The following is a 17556-nucleotide window of genomic DNA, read 5'->3' on the forward strand; positions in this document are numbered from 1 at the left end:
AATCCTTTACTCTTCTTCGTGATCGATGATGTCGTGGTGTGCCTCAATGGGCCGGGCGGTGCCGCCGGATATCTGTGGGGCGTGGGCTTGGCTATAAAGCTGCCGGTTCATGGCTGGCTTGTACACGTTCTTTTCGCGCTTGTCTTTCTTTTCTCCCCGGCCGTTGCCAATTACCACGGCGATCCACGGGAGGGGAAAAGTCACGCCCACAACGATTGCGGCTAGCAGCCACCAATGCATATAGAGGAAAAAGCCGGCGATGAGCAAGGAAGGAACGCGCAAGAACTGGAAGATTCCGTACTGAATTTCGCGGCGCTTACGGTCCTGGCCAGGCGTGAGCTTGGCATCTGTGATGAGGTAGCGCTCTTTTTTGCCAAACAACCTAAACTCGGCTCCCCTCGCGCGCGGTAGTCATCCCTCGATATGGGGAAAGGGGCGCAGTGGCTGGCGTGCATGAGGTGTCCATGTTCTCCAAGGGTAGACGCATGACTCGCAAAGTTCGATGCCGATGCGGCAAAATAGAGGGCGTGACTACGACTACGAAGACAATTGAACGGCCAGATATTCGTGAAGACACTTCGACGACGGATAATGACACGCCGAAGTTCTTCCATTACGTCAAAAAGGATCACATCCTCGATTCCGCGGTCAACGGCAAGTATGTCGTTGCCTTGTGCGGCGAGACCTTCCCGGTGACCAAGCAGGCAAAGCCGGGTTCTCCGGTGTGCCCCGATTGTGAGCGTGTGTATAAGGGTCTGCGCCGCAAGTGAGGACTTTTAAAAAGACTAACCTTCGCGCTTGGCAGCAATCCGCCCTTGATAAATTCCTCGCCACTAAGCCGCAGGATTTTATGGCGGTGGCGACTCCGGGCGCCGGCAAAACTACCTTCGCGCTGCGCATCGCAACCGAGCTTATGGAGGACCGCACGGTCGAACGCGTTATCGTGGTGGTGCCTACCGAACACCTCAAGACCCAGTGGTCTAGCGCTGCCGCGCGAGTAGGTTTAGCGTTGGATCCTGCGTTTAGCAATTCTTCTGCTGTCAATCCCTCGATGGATGGCATTGTGGTGACCTATGCGCAGGTAGGAATGCACCCCTTCAAGCACCGCGCGGTGGCCTCTGCCCGGCGCACCTTGGTGATCCTGGATGAGATTCACCACGCCGGTGATGCCAAGAGCTGGGGTGATGGTGTCAAGGAGGCCTACGATGACGTTAACCATCGCTTGGCGCTGACGGGTACGCCGTTTCGTTCCGATGACTCGCCCATTCCCTTTGTTCAGTATGTAGATGACGGGGAGGGACACAAGGTCTCTCGCTCGGACCATACCTATGGCTATGGCGATGCGCTTGCCGACGGCGTCGTGCGCCCCGTTGTCTTCCTCTCTTACTCCGGCGAGGCCCGCTGGCGGGATTCGGCTGGCGAGGAACATGCCGCGCGCTTGGGTGACATTATGAATGCGGAGCAAACCGCCCGTGCGTGGCGCACCGCGTTGGACCCCAAGGGCGAATGGATCCCTGCAGTGCTGCAGGCAGCGCATACCCGGCTCATGCAAATGAGGCGCAATATGCCGGATGCCGGTGGCCTCGTGTTGGCGTCGGATACGACGACCGCACGCGCGTACGCCAAGATCCTCAAACAGCTGTCCAATACTCCGGTGTCGGTGATTTTGTCTGATGATCCCGGCTCCTCTGATCGCATTCAGGAGTTTTCTGAGTCCACCGATGAGTGGATGGTGGCTGTGCGCATGGTGTCCGAGGGAGTGGACGTCCCGCGCCTAGCAGTGGGCGTGTATGCGACGTCCGCATCGACCCCACTATTTTTCGCCCAAGCCATTGGCCGTTTCGTGCGCTCGCGCATGCCGGGTGAGACGGCGTCCGTTTTCCTTCCCTCGGTGCCTGTCTTGCTGGGCTTGGCCGAAAATATGGAAAAGTCCCGCGATCACGTTTTGGGTGAGGAAAAGCCGGACAAGGAGGGCTGGGACGATGAGCTGCTAGAGCAAGCGAATCAGAAGAAGACCGAACCGGACATGCTGGAGAAGTCTTATGAGTCGCTTGGTGCCGAGGCAGAGTTCTCGGGCCTGCTGTATAACGGTTCTCAGTTCAATACCGGGGATATGACCACCGATGAGGAAGCCGACTTCCTTGGTATTCCCGGGCTGCTCGATGCGGACCAGGTCAAGGATCTGCTGCGCAAGAAACAATCTGAGGAAATGGACCGCCGCGAAGCGGAGGAAAAGGCGCGACGCGCCGCTGAGGCCGAGGAAGCTCACCGTCGCAAGCTTTATGGCATGGAGTATGCCCCAGCTCCGCGGAAGAAGGCTGCGGAGGCTGAGTCAAGCGATACCGGAGTCGTCGACGAGCTAGGCCAGCTGCGCAAGGAGCTCAACACGGTGGTTTCCATTGCCGCGCAGCGCTCAGGGCGCCCGCACGGTGCGATTCACACCGAGGTCCGTAAGGCCTGCGGTGGACCGCCCACCGCGCTGTGCAACGCCGACCAGCTACGCGAGCGCATAGAATACCTGCGCAAGTGGTAGGTGTCGCGACGTGGTAGACGGTCATGGTCAAAGTCAAGGTCAAGCAAGGCCGGATTGGGACAGTACTCCAGTACCTTTCGTGCGGTGCATTCCTAGCCCGGTGCGCTCCTAGCGCGGAGTGCACCCAGCCCGGCCTTTTCTGCGCTCTACCAGAAAGCGATCGCCGTACAATGCGCAGCCAGCGTGGGTAACGTAGTTAAAAGCAATAGAACGATTAGCAATAACACGATTAAGGCTTTTGGGCTGCACTCAAGGAGGCCAATCGTATGACCACCCCGAACGATCCTCACACCCCGAGCAACGGAAGGAATCCCGACAGTACCGAAGGCGCGGTATACCCGGCCTTTGCCGGTGGCGGTGACGGATACGGCTATTCCCCGGCCGAAAAGAAAAGCGTGATTGCGGTGTGGGCTCTCGTTATCGGCATCATTGCGCTGGTGTCTTTGCTCCTAGTTGTTCCACCGCTGCTGCTGGGGCCGATTGGCATCATCGTCTCCATCATCGCATTGCTAAAAGGCAAGAAGCGACCAAAAGAGCTGCGCCGCGCCTGGATGTCCATCGCCGGCTTGATTACCTCAATTATCGCTTTAATCTTGTCCGTTGCTTTCTTAATTTACTTGTATACGCACATTGGTTGGACGATGACGCCTGACCCTGAAATGTGCGCGACCATCGAGGACCCAGCGCAAAAGCAAGCCTGCATGGAAGATTCCTTGAACGGTTCTACTCAAACTAGGCGTTTCCCAAACGCCGAATATCGCATCTGTCCACCCATGGCACCATCCATGTGGAGGTGCGCAAGACTTGCCGCGGCCCGACCGCCCACAAACTCGGCCACTCGGTAGTTGCCAGTGATTTCACAGGTTCCGTAAGTAACCTGGCCGAAAGCGATTACAAACGCATAAGTTATTAGACGCACATATTCGATAAAGAGCACGCAATTTGGGCTGCCTCAAGGAGGCCAACCACATGACCACCCCGAACAACCCAGAGAACCCGGACAACGCGAATAACCCATTTAGCAGCGACAGCACCGGCAAGCTGCCCTTCTACGGTGAGGCAACCTCCAAGGCCAACGAGGAGCACACCCACGACGCAAACAACTACGGCGTAGACAACACCGCTCACGACCACGCCTCCTACGGTGCTTACGGCACGAACGCAACCGCCGCTGGCGCCGACTACCCGGCCTACGCTGGTGTCGACAGCCAGCCGGCAAAGAAGAACGCAGTTGCTATCTGGGCGATGGTCATCGGCATCATCGCGCTGCTGTCCCTGCTGCTGATTGTTCCGCCGCTGCTGCTTGGCCCAATCGGCATCATCGTCTCCATCATCGCGCTGGTTGTCGGCCGCAAGCGCCCGAAGGAGCTGCGCCGCACCTGGATGTCCGTCGTCGGCCTGGTTACCTCTATCTTCGCCTTGGCCGGCACCATCGCCATCATGGCCTTCGGCGTGAAGATCCTCGGTGACACTGGCGCCGACAAGTGCCTGAACATGCAGGACCCTGCCCAGCAGCAGGCCTGCATGGAGGACACCCTGGGCACCGCACCACAGCAGTAGGGGAAATCCCAACACACTGCACTAAGCAACCCCCACGAGCCCCGACCACATATGTGGTTGGAAGGTACGTGGGGTTCTTAGTGTCACGTGGAAGTCGCACTGTCACTTGGAATCGGTAATGGCGTTTCCAAGCGGAACTAGGAGAGGGGATTAACCCTGTTTTGATAATTATTGAACGGTGTTCAAGATGCTGGGCTACGATACCTGTATGGCAGAAACCTTGACTGTGCTGATGAGCATTAAGATGCGTGCAAGCCTTGAGGGCAGGCATATCTCGGGTGCTGAACGCATCGTGGAACCACACCTTGTTCCTCGCGTGAGCTCAGAGCTTGCCACTCGTGCGTTGCGGCACGAGAAGGGCGTGCCGGATTCCATCAACATTGCTACGAGGGTGGTTGCAGTAAGTGACATTGCTCATGTAAGTGCCTTGAAGGTTAGTACACGGGACTGTGAGAACCCGGAGTCTGCACAAACGGTGATGATGGACGTGCTCGCTAAGGACAACCGAGTTTCCGAGAGCGCAGCCCGCCGAGGTATCGAGCTTCTGTACCGCACCCGCGATATGCGCGGTGCGAGCATCGTCTGCGCTGAAACCGGTGAGCGTCTAGACACTCATGGGCAACGTGGTGTTCGGGTGGGAACATTTGATTGGGCTGATTCCCCTCATGCAGAGTCGAAGAACCATCGGGCTGATGCCGTTGCTTTAGCATCCAAGGCTCTTGCTGCGCCGGGCATTGTCGCGGAAGTCTGTATTTCCGATGACCCGAGCTACACCACCGGTTATGTCGCGGTCGAAGGTTCCTATACGGCTTTGCGCAACGTCAAGGCTGAAGGCGGGAAACAAGGTGGACGTGTCTTGTTCTATTCAGGCGCACTTAGTGCACTTCCGGAGACAGAGCAGTGGCTGCGTGAAAAGCCTGTCCTTGTGGAAGGTTCTTGGCAATGAGCCTGGAAGACTGGGCATTCAGTTCCAATGCTTCGTGGTGTGAGCGTAGTCTGGAAAGAACCGAAAGGGTCATTAGCGGTAGTCAAAGTCCGCGCACCGTGGTCGATGGACGTGAAACGCTGCTTGCGGGATCGTCTGATTACCTGGGGCTCGGGACGAATCGCGCGCTTGCCGACGCGGCCCACGAAGCAACGCTGCGTGCCGGGGTGGGGTCAGGAGGATCGCGTCTTACTACGGGTACGAGTGACTATCACGTCGCGCTCGAGCGTGATCTGGCTGGGTTTGTCGGTGCGCCAGCAGCGCTCGTGTTCGGTTCGGGTTACCACGCCAACATGGGAGTAATCCCTGCGCTTGCTGCAGCTGCGCGAGATTGTGGCGAGAGACTTTCTATTTTCTCTGACGCTGATAATCATGCGAGCATCATCGACGGCATCCGGCTGGCCAAGTCGAGCTACCAAGGGGTCCGGTCATCTGTTTATCCGCACCTCGACGTGAAAACCTTAGAAGAGCAGCTTGCTGCCGATGCATCGGAGCGCCGATTGATTGTGAGTGACGGCGTATTTTCCATGTCCGGCGAGCTTGCGAATCTCCATGCGCTTCAGGAACTTGCTCAGGATTACAACGCCTGGTTGATGATCGATGATGCGCACGGGATCGGCACACTTGGCAGAAATGGACGCGGCGTTTGTGAGCATTTCGATTTGCCCTTGCCGGATATCTATATCGGTACCGCGAGCAAAGCCTTAGGGGTGGCGGGCGCTTTCGTCGCGGGCAGTGAGCCACTTATCGAGCTATGCCGCCAACGCTGCCGTAGCTATATCTTCTCAACGTCCATGCCGCCATCGCAAGCGGCTGCTATTAGCGCGGCGTTAGCTCTCGTTCCTTCGCGAGTGCAACGGCTTGCCCGCGTCGTACACAACCTTCGGCAGCGTCTGCGGGCGAACGGATGGAAAGTGGTGGACTCGCCCGCGCCTATTATCGTCTTGCCGGTAGGCGCTGAGAACGCAGCTATGGAACGTGCGGCACAGGCGGCTGAAAGGGGAGTAATTGTTTCTCCGATCCGCTATCCGTCGGTACCGCTCGGACAGGCTTTGCTAAGACTTACAGCTCATGCCGACTACTCCGAGGGTGATATTGCGCTCATTGTCGATGCCGTAGGCCCCGCGCCTCAATAGTGTGACCGCGGCGCTCACCACAAAGTAACCATGACGATGAGAGTTAGTTCCATCAGTGCTGCCTGCCAGATGATGTGATGGCCGGAGGCACTAAACCCTGGGGCGGTAAAGATGTTGAGAAACTCTTTGGTTAGCAGCGCTACGACTATTACGGCAAAGCGATGGCGCAGACGGCGTGGAAGAGGATGGAAAACTGCGTGAAGCCTGGCGTCTTGCGCTCACGCACCATGGATTTCACGAGAGGGACGGTGCCCGAAAAGCACGACGCAAAGTCTTCTCCTATCCGCTGCAATGCCGGCAGGAGGTATTTCGGTGGTGCATCAGATACAACACACAGCTCCGGCACTCATGGTGCGGACAGATATCGCCCGATGTCTTTGAAGCCCAATCTATTACACTGACCAAGGCGGCATAACTGCCCTCACCTTGTCTACTTTGCAGGGGTCACGCCCTGGCGTAGCCGTGACAAGTTATATTTAGTCCAGTACAGGCGACCACTTTCTCTGCCCTGTAAGTTCCCTTTTCGCTATCTAATTCACAGAGGAACCTAGATGTCTAAACTCAGCGTCGATCAGAAGTCCGTTTCGGCACTTATTAATCAAACCACTACGACGAGCTTTCTCATTCCGGATTACCAACGCCCGTATGCATGGACTGAAGACGAATGCGCAACGTTGTGGGACGACATTGAAGCGTTTTGCATTCCGGAGGGTAACGCAGACGCGTTTGACCCCAGCGATGAATATTTTCTGGGGCCGATTGTTACTTTCCGCAATGATGCAGGGCAATTGGAAGTCATTGATGGTCAGCAGCGTCTAACGACGCTTATGCTTTTGCTGCGTGCGTTCTACGAGAAGTTCCAGTACATGCAAGATCCGAACTCGAAAACCACCTTCCGCGAGATTGCTCAATGCATTTGGCGTACTACTGAGTTTGGTGATCGCATTCCTGATCAGCTGCGCATTGATTCAGAAGTAGCTTCTGATGACGATAAGGATGAATTCCGTTTTATCCTCAACGAGGGGAAAATTCCCGACGGTGCGCACAGCGCGTATGCGAAAAAGCTACTCCTATTTCGAGTGGCGTGTTGATCGGTTCATCAACGAATATCCGTCATACACAGCGCGGTTGGCTAACCGAATTCTCAAGAAAGTTATTCTTCTGCCCATCGAGGCCGAGTCACAAGACACGGCTCTTCGGATTTTCTCGACACTGAATGATCGCGGCCTGCCACTGGCAGACGCTGATATTTTTAAGTCGCAATTCTATAAGTACTTCACCGCAAAGAACGAGAAAGAGGGATTTATCGAGCGGTGGAAAGCGCTTGAAGAGACCGCTACACGTGTGTTCTCGCATACCCGTGGAAATAACAATCCCATGGATGAGCTTTTTACGCGGTACATGTATTACCAGCGAGCATTGAAGGGAATCAGGACAACTACAACGGAAGGCCTGCGTGACTTCTATGAACGTGATTCCTATGCGTTGTTGAAGAAAGAAGAATCGCTTGAAGACCTTGAATCCCTCGTTGCCTTCTGGGACAGAGTCGACCAGCAAGAAGAGTTTTCGGAACGCGTCAATAAACGCCTGTATGTCTTGAGCTACGCCCCGAACAGCATGTGGACCTATATCGTCTCCGTGTACTTCCTCAAGAACCGTGACGAGAATGGGAATCTCGAAGAAGAAAAATTCTTCGACTTCCTTGCTCTTATAACTGGCTTCATATTTGCTTATGCCGTTCACCGCCCCGGTGTCAACGCACTTCGAACGCCTCTGTTCCCCGCGATGATTTCAATCGTTAACGACGAAAAGGTAACTTTCGAAAATTATCGCTTTGATCGCCAGCAGTTGATTGAGCAGTTGAATTCCTTCACGTTCAGCAACAATCGCCCGATCACTAAGTCCATGGTCCTGTGGTGGGCGTTTGAACAGCCCAGTCAGACCGTGCTGGACAATGATACGAAGCTCGAGATTGAACACATCTACTCTCGGGCCCGAGCAAATAAGGAGAATTCCCTTTCGTCGAAGGGATTGCTTGAGTCGCTGGGCAATAAAGCCTTCCTCGAAAAGAATATCAATATTCGGGCTTCTGACTACCGTTTTGAGGACAAGACTCGCTACTACACCGGCTACACCACAGCGAATGGCGTCGAGAAGGCCGGAACGAAGAATCAGGAGCTTCAATCGATCGCAAGCCAGCAGGAAGATTTCACCGAGGAAAACATCGTCGAGCGAAAGAGCGCCATTATAAATGGGCTCATCGATTACCTCGACCAGTGGAATTTGATCGAGAACTAGGACAATCGCGCTCGACGACCTCGTCAAGGTCATCCGTGAAGAACCCCATTGGGTATCCTTAATTCAAAGGTTCCGCCCCGCCAGTAAGAGCCCTCGGTCTTTACCACCGATGTGGTCAGGCGGGGTGGTCGTTGTTTAGGGGCTCTTCCGGAGGAGTCACAAAAGTGACGAAAGGTGTGCGCGCTCGGAGCCGCGAGGTGACAGCAAAGACGATATGAAGAGGTTAGTATCAACAACCAGATGCAGCTTTCTGTGTGCTGCTATCTGCTGAAGCTCTTCGGTCACTTACCTGCTCCCAAGGCGGTACGGATCCTCTTTTCCATTCGCATAGTGGCGAATTCTTCATGAGCAAACGCTTCCGCAGCATCGGGATCAAGGGGCTCAGATTGAGCATCGATTGTGCGGAGAAGCCGACGGTAGGCTGCTGTAGCAAGTTCGTTGTCGCTAAGTCCTTCGACAGAGGCGGCAGACTTTTGAGCGTTTTCAAGAAGACGCTTACGTGCTGCATCTTTACGATTCATGGCTCTGTCCACCTTTCCTAATCGGCGAAGGTCTGAGTCAAAAGTTAGAACTTATTTTATCTGGCATTACGACATACAGCTAGCCTCGGCCAGCCACCTGCGTGTGCGAGACATACGCTGTCTCGCCGAGCAGATTTGGTGGCCTTGAAATGATTCTTTCAGAGACTAAAAGAGGAAGCGCCCGCGCTGTACTGAGGCGCAGGCTCAACCCCGGTTAAATCGATGGCACGTCCCCCAGGGCTACTTATCTTCGCCAACCTCCCTGATTCCTTGCACGATTCGTACAGTCTCCACCGCCACACGCGTGACCTTCGCAATGAGGTCCACGATGTACCGCGGATTTCCCACCTCGTCAGCCCAGTCGTTGGGGTCGTTGATGATTCCCGATGCCTTGTCCTTCTTTACCTTGTACCGGTCGATAATCCACGCCAGCGCGGACCGCGAGCCGAGCATGTACTCGTCCGTCTCCGCCGGGATATCGCGTACGGTCACGGACTTGTTGTAGACGAGAGTCGTAACGTCGTTGACGTTTTTACCCGTCTCTGGGGCTTTCTTCTTCGCCCACTTCATCTTCTGCACGCGCCAGGTCTCGCGGTCGTTCTCGTCCGCCGATGCCTTCACCTCCACCGTGACCGGCCACGGCTCCACGTCCTCGTAGTTCACGTGCAGATCCATGAGCTCCCGGCCGGCGGCAGCCAGCTGGTCGAACCGCGCCCGCGACGTCGGCGTTTCGATATGCGGCAGCATCTTCTTCAGGTCCGCGGCGTACTTCTCTCGGTACCCGGGGTCGTGCAGCTGTCCGTAGACGAAGTAGAAGATGTCGTCTTTCGTCACCTCCGAGCCCAGCGCCTCGCGGTAAATCCCAAGAATCTCGTCCGTGATGTTGTCCACGCGTCGGTATCCATCGAGGACTTCTCCTTCCGTACCGGGCTCCGAGCCTTCCGATGCCGCCATCCCAAAGTCCAGCTCATCCTCCGGCGCCTCGATGGGTTCCCAGGTCCAGCGAGGGAAGAATTGGCCTGCATTGGAGCCCCACATGGATAGGTCGAAGAGTTTATCGGTTGCGAGTACCGAAAAAGGTTTTGCGCTGCCGGGATTAACAATGTAGAAGCCAAAATTGCTATTTGTAGGAGTCGGAAACAGATGCGGCAGTTGATAGACCATGTCATTTACGGGTTGGTGGAAATAGGCGAATTGAACATGGAAAGGTCGATACAGCGATTTCATGATGCGGCTCGCATCAAAGCTGATGATCTTATTGCCCGCCAGCTGTTGTTTAAGACTGCGATTCCAGGAGATCTTGGATAGGTCAGCATATTCTGGACGTTTGGCAAGGAATGCATTGACGTCAGTCTCGCGGGGTTTGGTAATTCTTGCGCTTTGAATCCAGTCCCTAAACTCGCCGCGCGCAGCATCGTAGGTCGTTATTAAAGTCTGCATTTGGCTGGTGACAGCTGAAGGCGTTGACCCATAGCACCACGAATCACGGGCAGTCTTTAAACCTGCAGAGAAATTTTTGAAGATTGCTGGAATGTCATCTGAGTTCTTGTCGCCTAGGACAGGCCACGTCTCGAAGTCTTCATCGCGCTGATTGAGCCAGTCTCCGTAAATATTGGGGTCAATAATTTGCCAATCGATGTTGTCGAATGTGGAGCGATCAACAATCGCAAGTTTTTCGTCTGCACTGAGGTAGTCGCCAATATCGCGGTAGTGGATACAGACATCGTCGGGGATTTCCCGCTTGACTGCAATGATGATCGCGATAGTTGTGCGTCCGCCGTCACGGAAGACGTTGCCTGCTTCTTGTCGGCGAACGTCGCCTGCAGTACGAGCATTACCGCGAAGGTTGTACACGTAAATGTCGCTGAGTTCGTCGTCTAGCGAAAGACGCACGCCGTCGGCGGTGTTGCCATCGATCCATCCGCCGTTGGACACGAATGCCATGACGCCGTGTGTACCGATTCGGTCGATGGACCAGCGGAATGCACGAAGATAGGAGTCGTAGAGAGAGTTCTTGTTCGTGGCTGAGGAGTTCCGGGCAAATGTTTCCTCGATGCGCTTGTCGAGCGTCGGGTACTTCAGGTTCGCGTTGTTATCGTTCGCGCTCGTCTGGCCTACGGAGTAGGGCGGGTTGCCGATGATGATGTTAATTGGCGCATCAATCTGCCGCTGGATGGCTGCGTTATTTTCCTTGAAGACCTTGAGGTCGAGAATGTCGCCTTCTTCGTGGATCTGGAAAGTGTCCGCGAGTGCGATGCCGTCGAACGGGATGTAGTCGGGATCTCGTTCTTCGTTGCGCTGGGCACGCTCTGCTTGGAGTGCGTTATACGTCGTTTCGATGTTGACTGCGGCGACGTAGTAGGCGAGTAGCATGATCTCAGTGGCGTGGAGCTCGGTCGCGTACTTGCGGGCGAGGTCGTCGGGTTCGATGAGACCCGACTGGAGGAGACGGACCATGAACGTGCCGGTGCCGGTGAAGGGGTCGAGGATGTGGACGCCTTTGTCGGTAAGGCCCTTGCCGAAGTGCCAGCGGGAGATTTGATCGGCGGAGCGGAGGATGAAGTCGACGATTTCGACTGGAGTGTAAACGATGCCGAGGGCCTCGGACTGTTTCTTGAAGGCTTTGCGGAAGAATCGTTCGTAGAGGTCCTTGATGACTTGTTGCTTGCCGGATGCGGAGGATACCTCGGAGGCGCGCACGCGCACGGACTCGTAGAACTTGGTGAGGGATTCGGTCTCGGATTCGAGCTTGGCGTCCGAGAGTGCGTCGACCATGCGCTGCATGACGCGGGCGACCGGGTTGTGCGCGGCGAAGTCGTGCTCGGTGAAGAGAGCGTTGAAGACCGGGGCGGTGATGAGGTGCTGTGAGAGCATGCTGATGGCTTCGTCCTCGGTGATGGAGTCGTTGAGGTTACCGCGTAGTCCCTCGATGAAGACCTCGAATTCCTTGCGGATGGTGTCGTCCGCAGCATTGATGAGTGCCTTGATGCGAGCGATTTGTGCTTCGGCGATAGTGGCGACATCGTCAGCCCAGTCTTCCCAGTAGGTACGCGTGCCGACCTTGTCGACCAGCTTGACGTACATGGCCTCTTGCCAGGCCTCGAGGGAGAACAGCGTCATTTGCTCCGCGGTGAGTTCCTGCTCGCTGGAATTTTCGGACTGGCCGGTTGGGGAGTCATCGGAAGCATTGAGCTTCTTCTTGGTTGTGGCCGGATCGTCGTCGGCAGGCTTGTCATCTGGCTTCGGGTTCGGCACGGGCTGAACATCGATGGGAAGCTCGACCTTCTCGTTGAGCGCAATCGAGTTGACCTTCGCATTGAAGCGGTCATCGTGGGCGCGCAAGGCGTTGAGGATCTGCCAGACCACGCGGAAGCGCGTGTTGTTGTTGAGGGCCTGGGACGGGGAGACTCCCGGCGGAATGGCGACGGGCAGGATGATGTAGCCGTAGTCCTTGCTTTCGGCTTTGCGCATGACGCGGCCGACGGACTGGACGACGTCGACCATGGAATTGCGCGGGTGGAAGAAGATGACGCTATCGAGGGCGGGGACGTCCACGCCCTCGGACAGGCAGCGTGCGTTTGTGAGGATGCGGGTCTCGTCCTCGGGGATGGAGGACTCAAGCCACGAGATCTTGTTGCCGCGCTCGAGGGCGTTCATAGTGCCATCGACGTGCTCAACGGCGACCTGAAGATCGATGTTAAGCATGCTTACGTCATTGCTCGCCGCGTGGTCCTTGAGCTGCTCTTGGTACTGGCGGATGAGCGTGGGGAAGGTCTCCTGGATGGTCTTCGAAGCCTTGATGTCCTTGGCGAAGGCGACGGTACGGCGCATGGGGTGGGCGTTCGCTTCAAAGCCGGACTTGGTGTCTTGCTCGGCGCCGGAGCGCTTGGCCAAGCCGTTCCAGGCGCCAATCATGGCGGAGGCGGTGGTGAGGTTGATTTCGTTGGTGGGGTTGGCGGCTAGGACGTCGGCGGCGATGTCTTCCTCGACCGTCATGACGAGGACCTTGTAGTCGGTGAGTAGACCCTTGTCCACGGCTTCGCCGAAACCGAGACGGTAGAACTCTGGACCGTAGACTGCCTCGTCATCCATGGAGGCGAGCTCGGCGGAGTGCTCTTCGGCTTTGCCCTTTACGGTGTCGTCAAAGAGTCGGGGAGTGGCCGTCATGTAAAGGCGCTTGTTTGCCTTTATGTAGTCTGCGTCGTGAATTCTCACGAAGTTTGAGGCGTCTTCGCCTGCGAGGGTGACGCCGGTGGTGCGGTGAGCTTCATCGCAGATGACGAGATCGAAGTCGTCCATGCCGAGCGTTTGAGCCTCGTGGATGGCTTTAATGGACTGGTACGTGGAGAAGACGACATTGAGGCCTTTTCGGCGCTTGCCCTGCGCGGTGCGCTCGGCAATGTCCTTGCCGTTGGTAGAGACCGGAACCTCCAAGTCATAGGAGGCAATGTCTTCAGCCTTCTTGGAGACCTTCGTATCCGAACAGACTGCGTAGGACTTCAGAGGCAGGTGCTCCTGGTTCTGTGCGGTCCATTCTTTTAACGTCTGCGAGAGCAAGGAGATGGAGGGAACGAGGAAGAGGACTCGGGCACGCCCGCCGTTGTTTTCTGCATACTGCTCCGCCAGACGCAGGGCGGTAAACGTCTTTCCCGTACCGCACGCCATGATGAGCTTTCCACGATCGTGTGTTTCAAAGCCTGCGATAGCCTTCGAGATCGCTTCTTGCTGGTGCGGACGCGGGGAGAAAACCTCGCGACGGGTGAGGTTAATTTCGATCTCAGAACCCGGGAAGGTCACATCCCAGTTGATAGGGGATTCTGCAATCGCTGCCGTGCCGATACGGTTGGTCGGGATGAGCTGGTGCTCCAGCATCGCTTCAGCATTCTTTGACCATCGCTCCGACGTGGAGATGATGATCCGCTGTGCGAAGGATTCTGTGCCCTTGTCTGTAGTAAACGAGTGTCCGGATGCCTCAAAGAAGGAATCGAGGTGACGCTTCTGAATATAGGTATCCGGCTTGTAGAACTTGCACTGGATGGCAACCCACGCGTCGTCATCGGCGCGCCGGGCAACGAGGTCGATGCCGGTGTCTTGCATACCGCCGTTGAACTCCCAATCGCTCCAACGGCTGACTTCCGAGAACTGCTCCTGGAGGACGGGATCGGTTCGGAAGTAGTTGACCATTAATTTCTCGAACTTAATGCCGTACGAGCCTTGAGGCTGATTTTCACGGAGCTGGGTTAGGACTTCACCAAAAGCAGGCATGGTGTCCATTATGGACTACACATGAGTTCTCCACTTCCAAATGGTGGCGATGTTGTACAGCCGGGGTGGATGACTTGAGTCATTAGTAGAGCCCTGCATTCCTCATCATGCTCTGCCGTGTTTGAGAGATGAGGTAGGTGCTCAAAGGGCGGCCGGAGAGGATGGCGGCATCGTAAAGATAGTTGTGGAGGGTATCGGTACGCGAGAGCGGGGGCTGGTGCGTAAATCGAAGTCACGTTGGATCTGGGCGATTACGAATGGCACGGCGATGATCTCGGAGACCGCGATTAGAAGTGCGGCGACGCCGCGCTCCGCTGTGGCGTTGGTCGAGCTAAATTGCTTTGGCTTGGCGTGGGCTAGGGCGCTGAGTTTGGTGTCCTCAGTGGGGAGAAGGGAATCCGTTAAGCTGCCTTCGGATGTGGGCGGGGCGTCCTGCGACTTCGTCAGTCCAGGTGACGAACCTGGTGAGGACGCGTGGGAAGCACCGGAGGAAGGAGCCACTGGCCATGACTTTGCGGGCTACGAGGAGCAGAGCCATTTCCACACGCAGTAGGGACCAGTGGTAGAGGTCGGCCATGGTGTAATTGGCTGTGATGTTGAGTGAGACATCGACTCGTCAATTAACTATATTCAATGAGAAGTGTTTGTAGCGTAGGACGGAGTACTGCCGTGGCCGAGGTAAACCAAACAGTAGTCGACTGTACAAAATTGTCGTCTTTGACGTTGTCGTTTGATTATGCTCCAGAAAAACGAGTCCTTCTTCCACTATTCACACGAGAAGATAAGAACAAGAAGAAAACAACCTTCAAATCTGGGGCTGCGATTGTTTATGCAGAAAACGGGAGCGGAAAGTCAACAATCGCTAGAAAATTAACAACCCCAGGAGCAGACGTTACGTTTTGCGATCAAAGCGGAAGTCGATTGGACGTTGAATCACCAGAGAACGTTTACGTATTCGATGACGCTTTCATTCAGAGAAATTTCCGGTTTAGAGACACTGAACAGCTTGAGCCGATCATCCTCCTAGGTCCGCAGGCAAACCTGCAAGATGAAATCGATGAAACGGAAGCAGCTTTGGCTCGTGCGCGGCAAGCGGAAGTGATTGCCGAAGAGAGCTGGAATTCGAAGGAAAAGGAAGGCGATGCGGCGTATAAAGCACTGAAGAAAGTACTTCAAGCAAGCAAAGGCGAGGAACCAAAGAAGTCCTGGCAAGGGCGAACATCACTAATCGCACTGGACAATAAATCGACGCAGCTGCGTTCAAAAGTTATTAAAAAGATAATTGGGAAAGATAAAGCTGAAGGTAAGACTCAAGGGGAGTTGGAGGTTGAATTTTCCGACCTCGTAGAGCAGCTAAACAAACTGTATTCCTCTGACCGAATTTCATGGGTAGTACCTCAGGCACCTCCGCAGATCAACATAAAACAGATCGAAAATGTAGCATCAGAAATCTCGGCTCCTGAGCTTGATTGCGATGCAAGAGCACTTGACGCCAAGGTTTTTGAAGCAAGTTTGGGAAAGCAAACCCTAATTGCGCGCTTTGAAGAATTGGTTGAGGCTAGTGCAGAACATTGCCCACACTGCTTCCAAGATATTTCCTCCGACTTTCGCCAACAATTAGCGACCTCATTGATGGCCCAAGTTGAGCGAATCGATCAACAAAAGTCGATTGAGAAGCTGAAGAGTCTCAAAGTTGAGGAACAGCTTGAAAGTCTAGTGCTTCCCGAAATCGCCTCTGCGGGTGACGAACAACTGGAGTCCGCGGCTGCTGCTCACGAACAGTATCAGGACCAGTTACGGCTCATAAATGAAGCGATTGATGCGAAAATCGACAACCCTGCCTCCGTGTTTTCAATCAGTGAGTTGGAATACACCGATGCATGGAAAAAGAGAAATGAAGCTCTGGAAACTGTAGGGCTGCTTGTGGAACGACATAATAAGCAGTTCAACAACATTGCTAAGCTTCAAGCAGAAGCGGCCGAGCTTAATATGCAGATTGCGCGAGCTGAGGCTGCTGCTGAAATTATTGCCTATGAGAAAGCCGATGAAGACCGAGAAGCTGCATCTAAGACTTACACCTCGGCAAAATGTAAGACGAGAGAGCTGGCTGAAAGTCTAGGTGCGCTTCGTCATAAGCTGAGCAATACGGAAGACGCAGCAACAGAGATCAATGCGCTTCTGCAGCTGGCTTTTGGAAAGGACACCATTAAACTGGAGTCTGTTATTGGTGGAGGGTATGTAGTGTCAAATCGCTCACGAGAACTCCAACCCGGAAATCTCTCTACTGGTGAGCAAAATCTGCTCGCGTTATGTTACTTCTTTGTCAGCACTGCTCGACATAACCGATTTGGCGATAATCTGAAACAAAACTCCTTATATGTGCTCGATGATCCTATTTCGAGCTTCGATTCCAAGAACAAGTATGGCGCGTTGTCATTGATTCGTCAGATTGGTTCTAAGATGTTCGAGAAGATGAGTGAAGCCAAACTATTGGTTCTTACGCATGACATCGCGGTTGCTAATGATCTGTCACAATGCTTCAAAGATATTGTGGACGATCGAGTATTGAGCTGGACTCTAGAAGAAGGAACATTAAAAAGCGTTCATTTTGACAGAATCGATCAGTATAAGAAGTCGTTGCGAGGAATGTTTGATGCAACAATCGGTGGCGAAAACTCCATTGTGCTGCCCACTTCCAACGAAGTCCGCCGAGTCTGGGAAGCTTTTACTACTTTTCATTTGGGCGAGCGGTTGACCACGGCGGCAGCATCACCGGCAGTGCGTAGTTATTTCGCTTCACGTGGCGAACAATATGTTCAGTTCTTAGATCATTATGCTGGAAGAAATTTTCTAAACCCGGATTCTCATTCGGAATTTCAGCTTCGCAACTTTGATTTTATGCTGCTTCCGACTCTTTCAGAGCCAGATTTTCGACGATATGTAAGGGAAATGCTGTGTCTGATTCATATCATTTCTCCTGCGCATATTCCTGGGCGTCTGAGCAACGGCGAAGCCGGTTTTGTCAAGATTAAGAAGTTGCTTGATGACGAGGTCATCGCAGAAATTGGAGCGCCCTTAACATCAGCTCCGGGCGAATGTTGAATAATGCGGCTGTGATGACGTCGAGCAACTATCGGGGACCGTCGTGATCCACTAATGAGACATAGAACTCCAGCTGGGTCGTGCTGTCAAGGGGTGAATGCGCCACTTCGACCGGGAGGTAGTTGTGACGCGTTGGACTCCGAAGGATGTTAAGGA

General features: G+C 54.6%; 12 protein-coding genes. 9 read left to right on the forward strand and 3 right to left on the reverse strand.

The annotated features are described in order from the left end of the window. Positions 1-6 precede the first annotated feature (6 nt). A complete protein-coding gene (locus tag QP990_RS03765; protein WP_284798486.1) occupies positions 7-381 on the reverse strand; it encodes a DUF3099 domain-containing protein in 375 nt (124 codons plus the stop codon). A 104-nt stretch (positions 382-485) separates the two neighbouring features. Between QP990_RS03765 and QP990_RS03770 the strand changes: the two genes are divergently transcribed. From QP990_RS03770 to QP990_RS03805, 8 genes are all read left to right on the forward strand, one after another. Next, positions 486-770, forward strand: a complete 285-nt coding sequence (locus tag QP990_RS03770; RefSeq protein WP_049361236.1) for a DUF3039 domain-containing protein — start codon at positions 486-488, stop codon at positions 768-770. Next, positions 767-2533: a DEAD/DEAH box helicase gene (locus QP990_RS03775; RefSeq protein WP_284798487.1), complete on the forward strand. Its 1767-nt coding sequence runs from the start codon at positions 767-769 to the stop codon at positions 2531-2533. The genes QP990_RS03770 and QP990_RS03775 overlap by 4 nt, the downstream gene beginning before the upstream one ends. 266 nt (positions 2534-2799) lie before the next feature. Then, positions 2800-3378: a hypothetical protein gene (locus tag QP990_RS03780; protein ID WP_200288975.1), complete on the forward strand. Its 579-nt coding sequence runs from the start codon at positions 2800-2802 to the stop codon at positions 3376-3378. 124 nt (positions 3379-3502) lie between these two features. Continuing rightward, a complete protein-coding gene (locus QP990_RS03785; RefSeq protein WP_284798488.1) occupies positions 3503-4093 on the forward strand; it encodes a hypothetical protein in 591 nt (196 codons plus the stop codon). 208 nt (positions 4094-4301) lie between these two features. Then, positions 4302-5039 (forward strand): 6-carboxyhexanoate--CoA ligase, encoded by a 738-nt coding sequence (locus QP990_RS03790; RefSeq protein ID WP_234288184.1) that lies wholly within the window; start codon positions 4302-4304, stop codon positions 5037-5039. Then, entirely contained in the window at positions 5036-6214 is a 1179-nt protein-coding gene (locus QP990_RS03795) for a pyridoxal phosphate-dependent aminotransferase family protein (protein ID WP_204608747.1), read from the forward strand. Before QP990_RS03790 ends, QP990_RS03795 begins: the two co-directional genes overlap by 4 nt. Positions 6215-6765: 551 nt before the next feature. Then, positions 6766-7305, forward strand: coding sequence for a DUF262 domain-containing protein (locus QP990_RS03800; RefSeq protein WP_284798489.1), 540 nt, complete (start codon positions 6766-6768; stop codon positions 7303-7305). Next, complete coding sequence (locus QP990_RS03805; protein ID WP_284798490.1) at positions 7253-8512, forward strand: DUF1524 domain-containing protein; 1260 nt, start codon at positions 7253-7255, stop codon at positions 8510-8512. The genes QP990_RS03800 and QP990_RS03805 overlap by 53 nt, the downstream gene beginning before the upstream one ends. A gap of 281 nt (positions 8513-8793) precedes the next feature. On the opposite strand, the gene QP990_RS03810 is transcribed toward QP990_RS03805, so the two are convergent. Together QP990_RS03810 and QP990_RS03815 are read right to left on the reverse strand one after the other, a co-directional pair. Further along, on the reverse strand, positions 8794-9033 hold the full coding sequence (locus QP990_RS03810) for a hypothetical protein (RefSeq protein WP_200288979.1): 240 nt from the start codon (positions 9031-9033) through the stop codon (positions 8794-8796). A 240-nt stretch (positions 9034-9273) separates the two neighbouring features. After that, on the reverse strand, positions 9274-14298 hold the full coding sequence (locus QP990_RS03815; protein ID WP_284798491.1) for a DEAD/DEAH box helicase: 5025 nt from the start codon (positions 14296-14298) through the stop codon (positions 9274-9276). A 669-nt stretch (positions 14299-14967) separates the two neighbouring features. Between QP990_RS03815 and QP990_RS03820 the strand changes: the two genes are divergently transcribed. Continuing rightward, positions 14968-17400, forward strand: coding sequence for an AAA family ATPase (locus tag QP990_RS03820; protein WP_200288982.1), 2433 nt, complete (start codon positions 14968-14970; stop codon positions 17398-17400). Positions 17401-17556: the final 156 nt, after the last annotated feature.

This window comes from Corynebacterium sp. MSK071, assembly GCF_030232125.1.
GTDB lineage: Bacteria > Actinomycetota > Actinomycetes > Mycobacteriales > Mycobacteriaceae > Corynebacterium > Corynebacterium kefirresidentii.